17 protein-coding genes and 1 pseudogene are annotated in these 17,066 nt (G+C 58.4%); 12 read left to right on the plus strand and 6 right to left on the minus strand.

The window, feature by feature from the left end; translation table 11 throughout:
• Window positions 1–37 precede the first annotated feature (37 nt).
• Window positions 38–994 (minus strand): galactofuranose ABC transporter, galactofuranose-binding protein YtfQ, encoded by a 957-nt coding sequence (gene ytfQ / locus F3I21_RS02360; RefSeq protein WP_150058193.1) that lies wholly within the window; start codon window positions 992–994, stop codon window positions 38–40.
• A gap of 674 nt (window positions 995–1,668) precedes the next feature.
• Here ytfQ and ydgT point away from each other — a divergent pair.
• The 9 genes from ydgT to nth all read left to right on the plus strand — a co-directional run bounded on the left by ydgT (window position 1,669) and on the right by nth (window position 9,075).
• A complete protein-coding gene (gene ydgT / locus F3I21_RS02365) occupies window positions 1,669–1,884 on the plus strand; it encodes a transcription modulator YdgT (protein ID WP_010618950.1) in 216 nt (71 codons plus the stop codon).
• A 109-nt stretch (window positions 1,885–1,993) separates the two neighbouring features.
• The gene (locus F3I21_RS02370) at window positions 1,994–2,437 is read left to right on the plus strand and encodes a DUF2569 domain-containing protein (protein ID WP_058758460.1); all 444 of its coding nucleotides are present in this window, start codon (window positions 1,994–1,996) and stop codon (window positions 2,435–2,437) included.
• Window positions 2,438–2,560: 123 nt separating this feature from the next.
• On the plus strand, window positions 2,561–3,142 hold the full coding sequence (rsxA, locus tag F3I21_RS02380) for an electron transport complex subunit RsxA (RefSeq protein ID WP_010618951.1): 582 nt from the start codon (window positions 2,561–2,563) through the stop codon (window positions 3,140–3,142).
• Window position 3,143: 1 nt separating this feature from the next.
• On the plus strand, window positions 3,144–3,722 hold the full coding sequence (rsxB, locus tag F3I21_RS02385; protein ID WP_021506189.1) for an electron transport complex subunit RsxB: 579 nt from the start codon (window positions 3,144–3,146) through the stop codon (window positions 3,720–3,722).
• Complete coding sequence (gene rsxC, locus F3I21_RS02390; protein ID WP_150058197.1) at window positions 3,715–6,054, plus strand: electron transport complex subunit RsxC; 2,340 nt, start codon at window positions 3,715–3,717, stop codon at window positions 6,052–6,054. Before rsxB ends, rsxC begins: the two co-directional genes overlap by 8 nt.
• Window positions 6,055–7,113 (plus strand): electron transport complex subunit RsxD, encoded by a 1,059-nt coding sequence (gene rsxD / locus F3I21_RS02395; protein ID WP_058769716.1) that lies wholly within the window; start codon window positions 6,055–6,057, stop codon window positions 7,111–7,113.
• Window positions 7,114–7,115: 2 nt separating this feature from the next.
• Complete coding sequence (rsxG, locus tag F3I21_RS02400) at window positions 7,116–7,748, plus strand: electron transport complex subunit RsxG (protein WP_031279157.1); 633 nt, start codon at window positions 7,116–7,118, stop codon at window positions 7,746–7,748.
• On the plus strand, window positions 7,745–8,446 hold the full coding sequence (locus F3I21_RS02405) for an electron transport complex subunit E (RefSeq protein ID WP_058757701.1): 702 nt from the start codon (window positions 7,745–7,747) through the stop codon (window positions 8,444–8,446). Before rsxG ends, F3I21_RS02405 begins: the two co-directional genes overlap by 4 nt.
• Entirely contained in the window at window positions 8,443–9,075 is a 633-nt protein-coding gene (nth, locus tag F3I21_RS02410) for an endonuclease III (RefSeq protein ID WP_021506194.1), read from the plus strand. Before F3I21_RS02405 ends, nth begins: the two co-directional genes overlap by 4 nt.
• Window positions 9,076–9,120: 45 nt before the next feature.
• Here the strand turns inward: nth and F3I21_RS02415 are convergent, their stop codons facing one another.
• Window positions 9,121–9,807: a CTP synthase gene (locus F3I21_RS02415; RefSeq protein ID WP_150058199.1), complete on the minus strand. Its 687-nt coding sequence runs from the start codon at window positions 9,805–9,807 to the stop codon at window positions 9,121–9,123.
• Window positions 9,808–10,471: 664 nt separating this feature from the next.
• On the opposite strand from F3I21_RS02415, the gene dtpA reads away from it, so the two are divergent.
• From dtpA to gstA, 3 genes and pseudogenes are all read left to right on the plus strand, one after another.
• On the plus strand, window positions 10,472–11,977 hold the full coding sequence (gene dtpA, locus F3I21_RS02420; protein ID WP_058757699.1) for a dipeptide/tripeptide permease DtpA: 1,506 nt from the start codon (window positions 10,472–10,474) through the stop codon (window positions 11,975–11,977).
• Window positions 11,978–12,099: 122 nt separating this feature from the next.
• Window positions 12,100–13,008 (plus strand): annotated as a pseudogene (locus F3I21_RS02425) (LysR family transcriptional regulator).
• 73 nt (window positions 13,009–13,081) lie between these two features.
• Window positions 13,082–13,687 (plus strand): glutathione transferase GstA, encoded by a 606-nt coding sequence (gene gstA, locus F3I21_RS02430; RefSeq protein ID WP_031279159.1) that lies wholly within the window; start codon window positions 13,082–13,084, stop codon window positions 13,685–13,687.
• Window positions 13,688–13,730: 43 nt separating this feature from the next.
• Here the strand turns inward: gstA and pdxY are convergent, their stop codons facing one another.
• The 4 genes from pdxY to F3I21_RS02450 form a co-directional block, all read right to left on the minus strand.
• Window positions 13,731–14,591, minus strand: a complete 861-nt coding sequence (gene pdxY, locus F3I21_RS02435; protein WP_150058201.1) for a pyridoxal kinase PdxY — start codon at window positions 14,589–14,591, stop codon at window positions 13,731–13,733.
• A 53-nt stretch (window positions 14,592–14,644) separates the two neighbouring features.
• Complete coding sequence (gene tyrS, locus F3I21_RS02440) at window positions 14,645–15,919, minus strand: tyrosine--tRNA ligase (RefSeq protein ID WP_150058203.1); 1,275 nt, start codon at window positions 15,917–15,919, stop codon at window positions 14,645–14,647.
• A 139-nt stretch (window positions 15,920–16,058) separates the two neighbouring features.
• Window positions 16,059–16,715, minus strand: a complete 657-nt coding sequence (gene pdxH / locus F3I21_RS02445) for a pyridoxamine 5'-phosphate oxidase (RefSeq protein ID WP_021506201.1) — start codon at window positions 16,713–16,715, stop codon at window positions 16,059–16,061.
• A gap of 20 nt (window positions 16,716–16,735) precedes the next feature.
• Window positions 16,736–17,065 (minus strand): MliC family protein, encoded by a 330-nt coding sequence (locus tag F3I21_RS02450; RefSeq protein ID WP_021506202.1) that lies wholly within the window; start codon window positions 17,063–17,065, stop codon window positions 16,736–16,738.
• Between the last annotated feature and the right edge of the window lies 1 nt (window position 17,066).

Below are 17,066 nucleotides of genomic sequence, written 5' to 3' on the forward strand. Positions count from 1 at the left end.
ACGTCATAAAAACCGCCCCGAAGGGCGGTTGCGGGGATCAGTAACCCATGCCTTTTTTCTTATCCAGCTCCGCCTGAGCGTCAGCCGGTAAGAACAGTTTTGATTCGGTTTTGATAATCTTCGGCGGCAGCGTGCCGTCTTTTTTGAATTTCTCCAGCGCGTCAAACGCCGGGCCGGCCATGTCTGGCGTCAGCTCAACGTTGGCGTTGGCCTCGCCGGCCAGCATCGCTTTATAGATATCCGGCACGCCATCAATCGAACCGGTGAGAATGTCTTTGCCCGGTTTCAGGCCGGCTTCTTTAATCGCCTGGATGGCGCCGATCGCCATGTCGTCGTTATGCGCATACACCATGCAGATGTTTTTGCCGTTGTTCTCGGCTTTAATGAAGCTTTCCATCACCTCTTTACCCTTACTGCGGGTAAAGTCTCCGGACTGCGAGCGAATCACTTTGATGTTGTTGTGGCCGGCGATGGCTTCGGCAAAGCCTTTCTTACGGTCGATCGCTACGCTGGCACCAACGGTACCCTGCAGTTCCACCACGTTACACTGCTTGTCACCGACGGTTTTCACCAGCCAGTCACCAATCAGTTTGCCTTCCAGCACGTTGTCGGCCGTCACCACCGCCATGTACAGCGATTTATCTTTCACCACGATGGCGCGGTCCAGCAGGAACACCGGAATTTTGGCGTCTTTGGCCTCTTCCAGCACCGGTTCCCAGCCAGTCTGTACCACTGGCGCGATAAAAATGGCGTCAACGCCCTGAGCGATAAACGAGCGCACCGCTTTGATCTGGTTCTCCTGCTTCTGCTGACCATCGGCAATTTTCAGGGTGATACCGCGCTTTTGCGCTTCACTTTTTGCCACGTTGGTTTCGGCTGAGCGCCAGCCGGATTCAGAACCGACCTGCGAGAAGCCCACCGTCATGTCGGCAGCCAGAACCGATGTGCTGAGTGCGGCGCTGACCATGGCGGTCAAGAGTAAACGTTTCCACATAATTTTCATTCCTCTGAAGGGAGTGTGCTGTAGGGGTACAAACGCGCTTCAAGCCTGGCGCAATTGCGCTAAAACAAGCGCGACACACCTCACAAAACAGAATGAATTAAAGGGGTTACGCGTATCAGCGTGTCAGACAGCTGACTCAGCTTATGGACAAAACGCCTGTACTTTATGTCAGCGGAGGTTAAATAACTGTAATAAACAGAAGCGGTTATGACCGCAGGCACTGGAAACGATTACAACGGACGCGTAAAGAATGGTTATTCATACGCGCGGCAGGCAATGTTCTGTTTTGTGATAGTTCGCACACTTGCGATTTGACGTTTCATCACAGCTGCACCCTTGTGCGTCACCCGTTACCGATAAATCGCTTTTTCGCGCCTGCTGTGTTTCAAAATAAGCGTAACAAAAGTGTGAAAAATAGCGTCTGGAATACCGTTTAAGGCAGCTGTTAAATTTTCTCACCAGCCCCCGGTTAACGGGGCCAAAAACGCGCCTGACGCGCAGGAAAATGCGCGTTAAAAAAGATAAAAGCGTAAAAAAGTCCCTTTTGATGAGCGAATTAGCGCACGTTGTCTGAATTTTGAATTTTTTTAACCGCGGTGTCTGGACTCTGGCCGCGTGCTCCCTATACTTGAGCACTTCCCCGTTCTCTATCTTTTATGGCAATCATGACTGCGCTCGATTACCTGCTGAAATTTCGTAAAGTGAATAATCTTGAGAGTCTGGAAAAACTCTACGATCACCTCAATTATTCGCTCACTGATGATAACGAGATCATTAATATGTACCGCGCCGCCGATCACCGCCGTGCTGAACTCGCCTCAGGTGGCCGTCTGTATGACCTCGGCTGTGTGCCGAAATCCGTCTGGCGCTACGTGGTGTAAAGCGCGCTTATCTCTGTTTCTGCCCCTGGTGCGCTGTCCGAATCGGGCGTGACCCGTTTGGACATGGTACGCTCTGCCTCGTCTTTTTTCTTACATCAGGATGAACAACATGTCCGAATCGGTAAACCCGCCGCGTATTGCCGGCTGGCTGCTGCTGCCGCTGGCCTGGCTGATTATGACGATGCTGACCAGCGCGCTGGTGGTGGCGCTCTATCTGCGGCCGCTGTTTGACACGGAACTGCGCACCACGCTGTTTTCTCACGCCAGTATTTTAATGACGCAGTGGCTGGTGTCCTTACTCACCGCCGCCGCGGTGTGGCTGTACAGCATCTGGGTGTGCTGGATCTTTTGTCAGCGTTCGCGCCGTCTGCCACGTCACTACATTCTCTGGCTGCTGATGACCGTATTGCTGGCGCTGAAAACCTTCGCTTTTACGCCGGTGGCCGATGGGAAAGCGATCCAGACGCTGCTGCTGGCCCTGCTCTCGGCGGCGGTCTTTGTGCCCTACTTCAAACGCTCACAGCGGGTCAAACAGACCTTTATTCAGCCCTGATGACGCTCTTTTCGTCAGGAATTTAATTCTGAGTGCTCTCAGCCAGCGCACGAATCGCGCAAAGGTTGAGATGCACCTCTCAATTCCGGATAATAAACGCCTTTCGGCTTACCAGGTTAAAAAATGACCGATTACTTACTGCTCTTTATTGGCACAGTGCTGGTGAACAACTTCGTGTTGGTCAAATTCCTCGGCCTTTGCCCTTTTATGGGCGTGTCAAAAAAACTGGAAACGGCCATTGGCATGGGACTTGCCACCACGTTCGTCATTACGCTGGCGTCGATTTGCGCCTGGCTGGTGAATCACCTGATTCTGCTGCCGCTTGATCTGGTGTACCTGCGTACCATGGCCTATATCCTGGTGATTGCGGTAGTGGTGCAGTTCACCGAAATGGTGGTGCGTAAAACCAGCCCGTCGCTGTATCGCCTGCTCGGTATCTTTTTGCCGCTGATCACCACCAACTGCGCAGTGCTGGGCGTGCCGCTGCTGAGCGTCAACCTCAACCACACGTTCCTGCAGGCGGCGCTGTACGGCTTCAGTGCGTCACTCGGCTTTTCGCTGGTGATGGTGCTGTTCGCTGGCATGCGTGAACGTCTGGTGCTGGCCAACGTGCCGGCACCGTTCAAAGGAAACTCCATTGCCCTGATCACCGCTGGCCTGATGGCGCTGGCGTTCATGGGCTTTACCGGTCTGGTGAAATTCTGATATGACCGCGATTTGGATTGCTATTGCTGTTCTGGCGGCGCTGGCACTGGTGTTTGGTGCCCTGCTGGGCTACGCCTCGCGCCGCTTTGAAGTAGAAGAAGACCCGATTGTTGAGCAGATCGATGCGATTCTGCCGCAGAGTCAGTGCGGCCAGTGTGGCTATCCCGGCTGCCGTCCGTACGCCGATGCGGTGGGCAATAACGGTGAAGCCATTAACAAATGTGCGCCGGGCGGCGAACAGACCATGCTGAAGCTGGCCGAACTGCTCAACGTTGAACCGCAGCCGCTGGACGGCGGCGCGGAAGTGCTGACGCCGGTTCGCACCGTGGCGTGGATTGACGAAGCCAACTGCATTGGCTGCACCAAATGTATTCAGGCCTGCCCGGTTGACGCCATCGTCGGTGCGACGCGCGCCATGCACACCGTGCTGAGCGATGTCTGCACCGGCTGCGACCTGTGCGTCGCGCCCTGTCCCACCGACTGTATTGAGATGCGCCCGGTTGCCACCACCACCGCCAACTGGAAGTGGGATCTCGACACCATACCTGTACGGGTGATCCCGGTAGAACATCATGCTTAATCTGTTATCGCTGCTGCGCAAAGAGAAGCTATGGGATTTCGAAGGCGGCATTCACCCGCCGGAAATGAAAACCCAGTCCAGCGGCACGCCGCTCAGCCAGCTCCCGCTGCCTGAACAGTTCATTATTCCGTTGAAACAGCATATCGGCCACGAAGGCGAAATCTGTGTGGCGCCGGGCGATAAGGTGCTGCGCGGCCAGCCGCTGACCTTTGGCAGCGGCCGGATGCTGCCGGTGCACGCGCCCACTTCCGGCACCATTGAAGCCATCGCGCCACACATGACGGCGCACCCTTCCGGCCTGTCCGAGCTGTGCGTTTTCCTGCGCGCCGATGGCGAAGACCGCTGGATGCCGCTCGATCCGCAGCCGGACTATCGCGCGCTGGGTCGGGACGCGGTAGTGAAACGCATCCACGAAGCCGGTATTGCAGGCCTCGGCGGCGCGGGCTTCCCGACCGCCACCAAACTGCGCGGCGGACTGCGCGGCGTCAACACGCTGATCATCAACGCCGCCGAGTGCGAACCTTACATCACGGCGGACGATCGCCTGATGCAGGATTGTGCGGCGGAAGTGCTGGAAGGCTGCCGCATCCTCGCCTGGGTGTTGCAGGCGGAGCGCGTGCTGATTGGCATCGAAGACAATAAGCCGGAGGCGATTGCCGCGCTGAAACAGGCGCTGGCCGGTGACCGCGAGCTGCAGCTGCGGGTGATCCCAACCAAATACCCTTCCGGCGGTGCCAAACAGCTGACCAAAATTCTCACCGGGCGGGAAGTGCCGCACGGCGGACGCTCCACCGACATTGGCGTGCTGATGCAGAACGTCGGCACCGCCTGGGCGGTGAAGCGCGCCATTATCGATGGCGAACCGATTACGGAGCGCGTAGTGACGCTGACCGGCGAGGCCATTGCCAGGCCGCGTAACGTCTGGGGCCGTCTCGGTACCCCGGTAAGCCATCTGTTGCAACAGGTCGGTTTCACGCCGGGTGCGCGCCAGATGGTGATCATGGGCGGGCCGCTGATGGGCTTTACCCTGCCGTCCCTCAACGTGCCGGTGGTGAAGATCACCAACTGTATTCTGGCACCGTCGGCCAGCGAGATGGGGCAACCACAGGAAGAACAGTCCTGCATCCGTTGCAGCGCCTGCGCTGACGCCTGCCCGGCAAAACTGCTGCCGCAGCAGCTGTACTGGTACAGTCAGGGTGGCGATCATGACAAAGCGCGCGCCCATCACATTGATGACTGCATTGAGTGCGGTGCCTGTGCGTATGTCTGTCCCAGCAATATTCCGCTGGTGCAGTATTACCGCCAGGAAAAAGCCGAACTGCGCGCCATCGATCTGGAGGCCAAACGCACCGCCGAAGCCAAAGCACGCTTTGAAGCGCGTCAGGCACGCCTTGAGCGGGAAAAACTGGCGCGGGAAGCGCGCCACGAGCAGGCCAAACAGCGGGTTGCGCGCAGCGATAAAGCCGAGCTGGAAGCGGCAACCGGGCGCGTGAAAGCGCGTCAGGCCAAAACGCCGGAACAGGAAGCGGCAGAACGCGAAGCGCGCCATGCCCAGGCGCTGGCGCAGCAGGCCGAGAAGCAGGCTGAAACCGAACCGCTAAGCCGCCAGGCCATTGACCCGCGCAAGGCCGCCGTGGAAGCCGCCATTGCGCGTGCTAAAGCGAAAAAAGTGGCCGCGCCGGCACAGCCAGCCGCTGACACCACGACCGCAGAAAGCGATCCGCGCAAAGCGGCGGTTGAAGCCGCTATCGCCCGCGCCAAAGCGAAGAAAGCGGCGGCGGCGCAGACGCCGGCCGACGCTGAGCCGGCAGCGAAAACGCCAGCGGCTGAGGTCGATCCGCGCAAAGCGGCGGTCGAAGCCGCTATCGCCCGTGCCAAAGCGAAGAAAGCGGCGGTCGAAGCCGCTATCGCCCGAGCCAAAGCGAAGAAAGCTGCGGCCGCGCAGACGCCGACGGACGCTGAGCCGGTAGCGGAAACGCCAGCGGCTGAGGTCGATCCGCGCAAAGCCGCAGTCGAAGCCGCTATCGCCCGTGCCAAAGCGAAGAAAGCTGCGGCGGCACAGGTGCCGACGGACGCTGAGCCGGCAGCGGAAACGCCAGCGGCTGAAGTCGATCCGCGCAAAGCAGCGGTTGAAGCAGCGATTGCGCGTGCCAAAGCGAAGAAAGCCGCGGCCGCAGCGCAGCAGACTGCCGACGCACCCGCCGCATCTTCTGAGGTGGAGGCTGCTGCCTCTCCTGACTCCGCCGACCCACGCAAAGCGGCGATTGCCGCAGCGGTCGCCCGTGCCAAAGCGCGTAAAGCGCAGCAGCAGCCTTCGACGACTGAGGACTAAATGGCTTTTCGTATTGCAAGTTCGCCTTATACCCATAACCGCCGCAGCACCGGCAACATCATGCTGCTGGTGGTGCTGGCCGCCCTGCCCGGTATGGCGGCACAGTGGTATTTCTTTGGCATCGGCTTCCTGATTCAGGTGCTGCTGGCGGTCGCTACCGCATGGATCACCGAAGGCGCGATTCTGCGCCTGCGTCACGCGCCGGTAGTGCCGACGCTGGCGGATAACTCTGCCCTGCTGACGGCGCTGCTGCTGGGCATCAGCCTGCCGCCGCTGGCGCCGTGGTGGCTGGTGGTGCTCGGTACCGTATTTGCCGTGGTTATCGCCAAACAACTGTACGGCGGTCTCGGCCAGAATCCGTTCAATCCGGCCATGGTCGGTTATGTGGTACTGCTGATCTCCTTCCCGGTGCAGATGACCAGCTGGCTGCCGCCGGATGTGCTGCAGGCCATTAAGCCTGGCCTGATGGACTCACTCAGTATGATCTTTACCGGCCACACGCTGGCCGGTGACACCATGCAGCAGTTGCAGCTGGGAGTGGATGGCGTGAGCCAGGCCACGCCGCTCGATACCTTTAAAACCGGCCTGCGCGCCGGGCACAGCGCCGAACAGCTGCTGGCCCAGCCGATTTACGGCGGCGTACTGGCCGGCCTCGGCTGGCAGTGGGTCAATCTCGGCTATCTGCTCGGCGGCATGCTGCTGCTGGCGAAGAACGCCATTCGCTGGCATATCCCGTTCAGCTTCCTGCTGTCGCTGGCGCTGTGCGCCACGCTCGGCTGGCTGTTCGCGCCGCAGTCGCTGAACTCGCCGCTGGTGCATCTGTTCTCCGGGGCGACCATGCTCGGTGCGTTCTTTATTGCCACCGATCCGGTCACCGCGTCCACCACCAACCGTGGCCGGCTGATTTACGGTGCGCTGATTGGCCTGCTGGTGTGGCTGATTCGCAGCTTCGGTGGCTATCCGGATGGCGTCGCCTTCGCGGTGCTGCTCGCCAACATCTGCGTGCCGCTGATTGACTACTACACGCAGCCGCGCGTGTATGGACATCGCAGGGACTGATGATGATCGAAACCATTCGTAAAAACGCGTTCACGCTGGGCATGTTTGCCGTGATCACCACCGGCGTGACGGCGGTGGTCAACTATGTCACCAAACCGACGGTCGATCACCAGACCGCGCTGCAGCAGAAAAACCTGCTCGACCAGGTGGTGCCCACCGATTTGTACGACAACAATATTCAGCAGGAGTGTCTGCTGGTGACCGATGCCCGCGCGCTCGGCAACGACAAACCGCATCATCTGTATGTGGCGCGCAAAGGGGATCAACCGGTGGCCGCCGCACTTGAGACCACCGCCCCTGACGGCTATTCTGGCGCGATACAGATGCTGGTCGGCGCCGATTTTCACGGCAAAGTGCTGGGCGTACGCGTAATTGAACATCATGAGACGCCGGGTCTGGGTGATAAAATCGAGCTGCGAATTTCCGACTGGATCAACAGTTTTAACGGCAAAGTGGTGCACGGTGCCGACGATAAAGCCTTTGCCGTGAAAAAAGACGGTGGCGAATTTGACCAGTTTACCGGCGCGACCATCACGCCGCGCGCGGTGGTCAACGCCACCAAACGCACGGCGCTGCTGATTGAAACGCTGCCAGCGAAGCTCGCTTCGCTGCCTGAATGTGGAGATGCACCATGAGTGAAGCGAAAAATTTACTGATTGGCGGATTGTGGAAGAACAACTCGGCGCTGGTGCAGCTGCTGGGGCTCTGTCCGCTGCTGGCGGTGACCTCAACCGCCACTAACGCACTGGGCCTTGGACTGGCGACCACGCTGGTACTGACCATCACCAACAGTGCGATTTCCGCTTCGCGCCGCTGGGTGCCGGGTGAAATTCGTATTCCGATCTACGTGATGATCATCGCCTCGGTGGTGAGCTGCGTGCAGATGCTGATCAACGCCTATGCCTATGGCCTGTATCAGTCGCTGGGCATCTTTATCCCGCTGATCGTCACCAACTGCATTGTGGTGGGACGTGCGGAAGCGGTGGCATCGAAAAGCAGTATTCCCCTCTCCGCGCTGGATGGCTTTGCCATCGGTATGGGCGCTACCTGCGCGATGGTGACGCTGGGTTCGATTCGTGAACTGATTGGTAACGGCACGCTGTTCAACGGTGCTGATCAGCTGCTGGGGCCATGGGCTAAAGCGCTGCGTATTGAAGTGGTGCATTTTGATTCACCGATGCTGCTGGCGATGCTGCCGCCGGGTGCGTTTATCGGCCTCGGTATGCTGCTGGCCGGCAAATACCTGATCGATCAGAAAATGAAGCAGCGCGCCGCACGTCAGCTGGACGCTGCTGCTGCCGCGCCGCAGGGCGAAACCGGGAAGGCTGTGTGAATAAGGATAAACGCCTGCAGATCCTCACGCGGCTGCGTGACGCCAATCCCCATCCGACCACCGAACTGAATTTCAGCTCACCGTTTGAGCTGCTGATCGCTGTGCTGTTGTCGGCACAGGCAACCGATGTCAGCGTCAATAAAGCCACCGCCCGACTCTATCCGGTGGCCAATACGCCAGCGGCAATGCTGGCGCTCGGCGTGGAAGGCGTTAAAGAGTACATCAAGACCATTGGCCTGTTTAACAGCAAAGCAGAAAACGTCATCAAAACCTGCCGCATTCTGCTGGAGCAGCACGGCGGTGTGGTGCCGGAAGACCGCGCGGCACTGGAAGCCCTGCCCGGCGTCGGGCGCAAAACCGCCAACGTGGTGCTTAATACCGCCTTTGGCTGGCCCACCATTGCCGTGGATACCCACATTTTCCGCGTCAGCAATCGCACCCGCTTTGCGCCGGGTAAAAACGTTGAGGAAGTAGAACAGAAGCTACTCAAGGTGGTGCCTGCCGACTTTAAGGTTGACTGCCATCACTGGCTGATTCTGCACGGTCGCTACACCTGCGTGGCGCGTAAACCGCGCTGTGGCTCCTGCCTGATTGAAGATTTGTGTGAGTTCACGGAAAAGACAGACTGATCGGTAACGGCGCGACGCTGCGCGCCGTAGATCGCTTATTAACCGTTATTGCGCCGCCTGCAGCCACGCCACGACCAGCGGTGACAGCCGGTTTTGTAACGCGGCGCGTTCAGACTGGAACAGCGTGGCGACAAAGAACGGATGATCGGTCAGCTCTACCCCGCGCACATCCCCCTCCAGATCCCATGAGGTAATACGCAGATTGCGCGTGGCCAGCGTCTCGCTGAACTCAGCGTTAACGCCAAAGTTGCAGTGATAGCCTTCGTTACTCTGCAGCGCGCCGTAGGCCTGAGCAATACGCGAACCCGGCTCAAACGTGACCTCACCGCGCTGCTCGACCAGCGAGCAGGCCAGTGGCGCAATCACCCAGCGCGCCTCAGGGTCGGTCTCGGCATGACCAGCATCCTCCCAGCCCAGCACGTTGCGCGCGTACTCCACCACCGCATACTGAAAGCCGGCGCACGAGCCTAAAAAGGGTTTACCGCTTTCGCGCGCCCAGCGAATGACGTCGAACACGCCGGCATCATTCAGGAAGGGACTGCCAGGCACTACCCAGACGGCATCATAGTCGTGCAGACGCGGCAGATCGATTTCCGGCGTCGCGATCCAGTCGGCGGTTACGTTAAGTGAGAGAGAGGTTGCGGCAAGCTGAACAGCGGGAGGAATAGCCTGGTGCGCAACGGCACTGGCACGGTAATCGCCCACGAGAGCGACACGAACGGACTGCTTCATGATGAGTTCCTTGCAGGGAAAAAACGAGGTTACAGCAATTTCTTCAGGCTGTCTAAGGGCTGGCGATCGGCTATCCCTCCTCCCCCTGCCTGGCGCAACAGGTCACTGCCACCGGGGGTGCTGCAGAGCTTATACGATGAAAGCCGCGATTAAGTGGTGAAATTGTCGGCAAACGGGAGAGCGGCAATCGTTTTCTTTTTTTACATTTCTAATTAATTGATAATTTTGTGCGCAGGATCAACAAATTAGCCTGCGGCGAACTGTCAGCCGCGTATTGTGCTCAACAATCAGACAATTGCGCTTACTTCTTCGGCAAAAATCAGGGGATTCATCCATCTGAATGGGCTGGATAATATTATGTCCTGCCCGGAGCAGGAAAAGCAGTTTATCTCAGGAAAATCCATCAACCGATCTGCAACAAGAACAATTATCCTGCTATAATGTCACGCAGTGATATTTAACACTGATTTACAAGTTATTATCCTGGTTATAACCCTGCCTGTAACAAGTATTTCAGCGTGCAGAAAATGCTTGCCCTGTTGGCCTGATTCAGCCAAATTAGGCGCCGTTTTTCCTTTCTAATAACAATGTTGCGCGGGATTACCCAGCCCGACGCAGACTTAATTCCTGTTGTAAAACAGGCGATGTATAAACTGAGGTATACGTGTCAACTGCAAACAAACACACTGATGAGGCGGTAAGCCTTAACGCCTTCCGTCAGCCGAAAGCGTTCTATTTGATCTTCTCCATCGAACTGTGGGAGCGTTTTGGCTACTACGGTCTGCAAGCCATCATGGCGGTCTATCTGGTGAAACAGCTGGGGATGTCCGAAGCGGACTCCATCACCCTGTTCACCTCGTTCAGCGCACTGGTTTACGGCCTGGTTGCCATTGGCGGCTGGCTGGGCGACAAAGTGCTCGGCACCAAACGCGTGATTATTCTCGGCGTCATTGTGCTGGCGCTGGGCTATGCGATGATTGCCTTCTCCGGTCATGACACCACCATGGTGTATGTCGGCATGGCGACCATCGCCGTGGGTAGCGGGCTGTTCAAGGCTAACCCTTCTTCACTGCTGTCGACCTGCTACGAGAAAGACGATCCGCGCATCGACGGTGCCTTCACCATGTTCTACATGTCGATCAACATCGGTTCGCTGTTCTCGATGATGCTGACTCCGTGGCTGGCGGCCAAATATGGCTGGGGCGCGGCGTTTTCGCTGTCGGTGGTGGGCCTGGTGATCACCCTGCTGAACTTCCTGTTCTGCCAGCGCCTGGTGAAGAATTACGGCTCTAAACCAGACTTTGCGCCGCTGCAGGTCGGTAAGCTGCTGATGACCCTTGTCGGCGTGGTTGCGCTGATCGCGCTGGCCACCTGGCTGCTGCATCATCAGAGCATTGCCCGCATGACGCTGGGCGTGATCGCGATCGGTATCGTGCTGGTGTTTGCCAAAGAAGCCTTTGCGCTGCACGGCGCGGCACGCCGCAAAATGATCGTTGCATTCCTGCTGATGGTCGAAGCCATTGTGTTCTTCGTGTTGTACATGCAGATGCCAACCTCGCTGAACTTCTTCGCCATCCGTAACGTCGAGCACGCGATTCTCGGTATTACCTTTGAGCCGGAACAGTTCCAGGCGCTCAATCCATTCTGGATCATGGTGGCCAGCCCGATTCTGGCGGCAGTCTATAACAAGCTTGGCGATAAGCTGCCGATGCCGCACAAGTTTGCCATTGGCATGGTGCTGTGCTCTGCAGCGTTCCTGGTGCTGCCGTTTGGCGCGAAATTCGCGAACCAGGCAGGTATCGTTTCGGTGAACTGGCTGATTCTGAGCTATGCGCTGCAAAGTATCGGTGAGCTGATGATCTCTGGTCTCGGCCTGGCGATGGTGGCGCAGCTGGTGCCGCAGCGTCTGATGGGCTTTATTATGGGCTCCTGGTTCCTCACCACCGCTGGCGCCGCGATGATTGCCGGTAAGGTAGCGAACCTGATGGCGGTGCCGGAAAACGTCACCGATCCTCACGCCTCACTGGCCGTGTATAGCCAGGTGTTCCAGCAGATTGGTATCGCCACTGGCGTAATCGCCCTGCTGATGCTGATTACCGCCCCGCTGCTCAACCGCATGACGCAGGATGACGCGCAGGCAGAACTGAAGCGCGCCAGCGCTAACCAGTAATCGTTTCTGAGCCGGGCTAAGCCCGGCTTTTTTTATCCCCCTTCACAACCCCCGCTTTCCGCTGTAGTTTAAGCAACACGCTTTTTATGCTCGCCTTGCACGGCTGAGATCGGGAATGGCTCATGGACAGATTTGACGAGCTGCAGGTGTTTGTTGCGGTGATTCAGCAGGGCAGCCTGGCTGGCGCGGCGCGCGTATTGCAGCGTTCGCCGCCGGTCATTACCCGCACGCTGAATGCGCTGGAAGCACGTTTTGGCACCACCCTGATTGAACGCACCACGCGCCAGCTGGCTCCAACCGAGAGCGGCTGGCAGCTGTTTGAGCAGGCGCAGCGCTTGCTTAACGATTACCAGAGCGCGCTCGACAGCGCCCACCACAGCGGACTGCACGGCCTGCTGCGCATCACCGCCCCGGTGATGTGTGGCCGTCGCCACGTGATGCCGCTGGTCAATGCCTTTCTGCAACAGCATCCGGAAATGCAAATCGAACTGATTCTAAGCGACAGCTATCAGGACCTGATTGAAAACGGGCTGGATATTGCAGTGCGCATTGGCGAGCTGCAGGATTCGTCGATGGTGGCGCGCAACGTCGGCAGCGTACGCTCGATGCTGGTCGCCAGCCCGGATTACCTCCGCCAGGCCGGAATCCCGGCCCATCCGGCTGAGCTCAGCATGCATGCGCTGGTGGCAGGCGTGCGCCATACCCGTGAGTGGCGCTTCGCGCACGACCTGCGCGTGCGTATCACCCCACGCCTGCGCGTCAATGATATCGCCAGCCAGCTGGATGCATTGCGCAGTGGCTAGGGCATTGGCCGTCTGTTGTCTTATCAGGTAGTAGATGAACTGCAGGCAGGCACGCTGATCCGCCTGCTGAGCGAGTGGGAGCCGGCACCGCTGCCGGTGCATCTGGTGGCGCAGCGGGTGAAAAACATGGCGCCCAAGGTACGCTGTTTCTGGGATTTCGCGCTCACGGCACTGCCGCCGCGACTGCAGGCGGCCGCTGAATTTCCCGCGCCCGCCCGCAATTCCTGATCGCTGTCACTGGTAAAAATTTCTGGCAGTTTTATGCTGCTGTCATCACAACAACTCATCAGGAGAGGCCATGATGAAACTCTATTGTAAGCCCGGTGCCTGTTCGCTCTCGCCGCATATCGTTGCGCGCGAATGCGGGCTGGATTTTACGCAGGTCAATGTCGATCTGCAGAAGAAAGTCACCGAGCGCGGAGAAGATTACTGGCAGATAAACCCCAAAGGACAGGTTCCCGCGCTGCAGTTTGATGACGGCAGCATACTGACGGAAGGCGTGGCGATTGTGCAGTATCTGGCGGATCTCAAGCCGGATCGCAACCTGCTGGCACCGACCGGCAGCCTGACGCGCTATCACACGCTGGAATGGCTGAGCTACATCAGCAGCGAATTGCACAAAACCTTTTCCCCGCTGTTCCGTCCGGATACGCCGGAAGAGTACAAAGCCATAGTGCGTGCACAGCTGGAGCAAAAATTTCAGCGCGTTAACGATGCGCTGCAGGATAAACAGTGGCTGATGGGGTTACGCTTCACCGTCGCCGATGTCTATCTGTTTGTGGTTACGCGCTGGGCAAAAGCCATCAAACTGAATCTCGAAGGTTTAAGCGCGCTGGAGGCATGGTTTGCGCGGGTGGCCGCGCGGCCGGCGGTTCAGGCCGCACTGAAGGCTGAAGGTCTGGTCTGACGCTACAGGCCGGCGTGCTGGCCGGCCTGTTGATTAGCAGCGATTACAGCTGTTCTGCCGCAAAGTGCTGCGTGGGTTGCGCAATCGCATCCTGCGCCGCCACCAGTTGCAGTTCATACTCGCCCATCTCGTGGGTTTTCAGCATCACTTCATATACTGCCGCCGTGACATGTTCCAGCGCATCCTGCAGCGATTTGCCGTGCAGCAGGTCAACCAGCAACAGGCCACTGGTCAGATCGCCAACCCCCACCGGCTGACGCACACCAAAATCCACCAGCGGACGGCTGATGTGCCAGCACTGATCGGCGGTGACCAGCAGCATTTCAAAGCGGTCGCTACGGCGTCCGGCGCGCGCCAGGTGTTTCACCAGCACCACGCGCGGCCCCTGCGCAATCAATGTGCGAGCGGCAACCACCGCCTGTTCCACGTTTGCGACCGTCTGGCCACTGAGCATCTCCAGCTCCAGCAGGTTCGGCGCGATAAGATCGCTGGCCGGCATCGCCTGCTTGCAGTGAAACTCCGCCACGCCGGGCGCGACGATGCAGCCTTTTTCCGGATGGCCCATCACCGGGTCACAGAAATACCAGGCGTCAGGATTCGCCGCCTTCACCATACGCACGATTTCCAGGATCTGTTCGCCCTGCTCCGCCGAGCCGAGATAGCCGCTCAGCACCGCATCGCAGGTTTTCAGACGATCGATGGCGGCGATCCCGCTGACGATATCGGTCAGATGGGTGGCGGGCATCACAGTGCCGGTCCAGTGACCATACTGGGTGTGATTGGAAAACTGCACGGTGTTTAACGGCCAGACGTTGGCGCCCATGCGTCGCATCGGGAATTCGGCCGCGCTGTTACCGGCGTGGCCATAAACCACGTGAGACTGGATTGCGAGGATATTTTTCATTATTGCCCTGTACTGCTTGCCATAAAAAAGGGCCGGAGACCGGCCCTTGCACCTTACTGCCAGCTAATCAGGCAGTAGTGTTTTTTGCCGCGACGCAGCAGCGTGTAACGACCAAACAGTTTGTCGCTGTCGCTGAAACGATACTCGGCATCAGACTGTTTCTCACCGTTGACAGACACCGCGTTGGAGCCAATCATGGTGCGCGCCTGGCCGCGTGACGGCACCAGTTCCGCCGCCACCAGCGCCTGTTGCAGATCGTCGTCCGCCTTCAGGCTAATGGTCGGCATGCCATCCTGTGCCAGCTGCTCAAAGTCCGCTTCGGTCATGTCGCTCAGGCTGCCGGAGAACAGGCTGTCGGTGATGCGCTTCGCCCCGCTCAGACCGCTTTCGCCGTGCACCAGACGCGTCACCTGCTCCGCCAGCACATACTGCGCGCGCGGCGCTTTGCCACTGTTTTTGTCTTCTTCTTCCAGTGCATTGATCTCTTCAATGCTCATGAAGGTGAAGAACTTCAGGAAGCGATAGACGTCGGCGTCGGCGGTGTTGATCCAGAACTGGTAGAACTTGTACGGACTGGTTTTCTTCGCATCCAGCCATACCGCGCCACCTTCGGTTTTACCAAATTTGGTGCCGTCCGACTTGGTGATCAGCGGCACCGTCAGTCCCCACGCCTGCTGCTGATGCAGACGACGCGTCAGATCGATACCGGAGGTGATGTTCCCCCACTGGTCGGAGCCGCCAATCTGCAGCACCACGTCGTAGCGCTTGTTCAGTTCGGCAAAGTCGTAACCCTGCAGCAGGTTGTAGGAAAACTCGGTGTAGGAGATGCCCTGATCTTCACGGTTCAGGCGCATCTTCACCGCTTCACGGTTGATCATCTGGTTGACCGAGAAGTGCTTACCGATATCGCGCAGGAAGGTCAGCACGTTCATGCCGCCAAACCAGTCATAGTTGTTGGCCGCGATAGCGCTGTTGTCGCCGCAGTCAAAATCGAGGAAAGGCGCAACCTGTTTGCGGATCTTCTCTACCCACTCGTTGACTGTTTCCGTGGTATTGAGTTTACGTTCGGCCGCTTTAAAGCTGGGATCGCCGATCAGGCCGGTGGCACCGCCGACCAGGGCCACCGGCTTGTGGCCGGCATCCTGGAAACGTTTCAGGCACAGCAGCGGCACCAGATGGCCCAAGTGCAAGCTATCAGCGGTGGGATCAAAGCCGCAATAGAGTGCAATTGGCCCTTGCGCCAGCCGCTCTGCTAACGCTTCCTCGTCCGTTACCTGGGCTACTAAGCCTCTCTCTTGCAATTGTTGTATCAGGTTACTGCTGGTCATCACTGACTCCAAATTGATCAGACTGCACCTATGCTGGTACACAGCTGTCCGCTGACGTGCGGATACGAAAAAAATGAGGGCTATAGCATAAAGCGCTGACGAGCCGTGCGCCAGCGCTGAAAGGGGATAAAACGCAGTTTTACGGTGCTAAACGGTCGATTGTCCAGCCGCTGCCATCACGCTGATAAAGGAAGCGGTCATGCAGGCGATGTTCGCCGCCTTGCCAGAACTCCATGGTGTGGAATCTGACGCGGAATCCGCCCCAGAAACTCGGCAGCGGCACTTCCCCCTGCTGAAACTTCTGCTTCAGCTCAAGGAATTTGCCCTCGAGCACGCCGCGCGCGGAAATCCGGCTCGACTGTTTCGATACCCAGGCGCCAATCTGGCTGTCTCGCGGACGGCTGTGGAAGTACTTCAGCACTTCCAGCGGCGATAGTTTCTCCACTTCGCCCAGCACCATTACCTGACGCTCAAGGAAGTGCCAGGGGAAATGCAGGGAAATGCGCGGATTGTCCGCCAGCTGCAGCGCTTTACGGCTGCCGAGGTTGGTGTAAAACACCATGCCCTGCTCATCGTAGTGTTTAAGCAGGACGATGCGCTGATAGGGCTGGCCGCTGCTGTCCACCGTCGCCACCGTCATGGCGGTGGGATCGGGCAGCTGCGCGGCGCACGCCTGCTGCAGCCACTGTTCAAACAGCGCCAGAGGCGTATCTGGCAAATCTTTGCGCCGCAGCCCGCCGCGCGTGTACTCCCGACGCAGGTGGGCAATGTGTTGCAAGCTGTCACTGTCGCTCATGCTGGTATCCCGGTTCTCTCTTACTGTGCGGAGGCATCCGCGTTCTGCAGTTCACAATCATTAATCACGATTTTATCGTTGCGTTCAACAAAGGCGCCATTGCCTTTTGACCAGAAAACGTAGGTCCCATCGCTGTAGCGCGCGCCGGAGGCAGACACCGTCTGGGTCAGCGTGAGCGGTTTGCCGTCCAGAATAAAGCTAACCTGCTGCTTCGCGTTGTCCAGAGTGACCGTCAGCGGCAGCGTGCCGCACTGGTAATGTAACGTCTCTGGCGCGGGTGCGGGTTTATGCCAGATACCACAGCCGCTGAGTAAGGTCAGGGTGCCGGCCAGCACGATCATCTTTTTCATG

It is taken from the genome of Pantoea sp. B_9 (genome assembly GCF_008632015.1).
Lineage (GTDB): Bacteria > Pseudomonadota > Gammaproteobacteria > Enterobacterales > Enterobacteriaceae > Pantoea > Pantoea dispersa.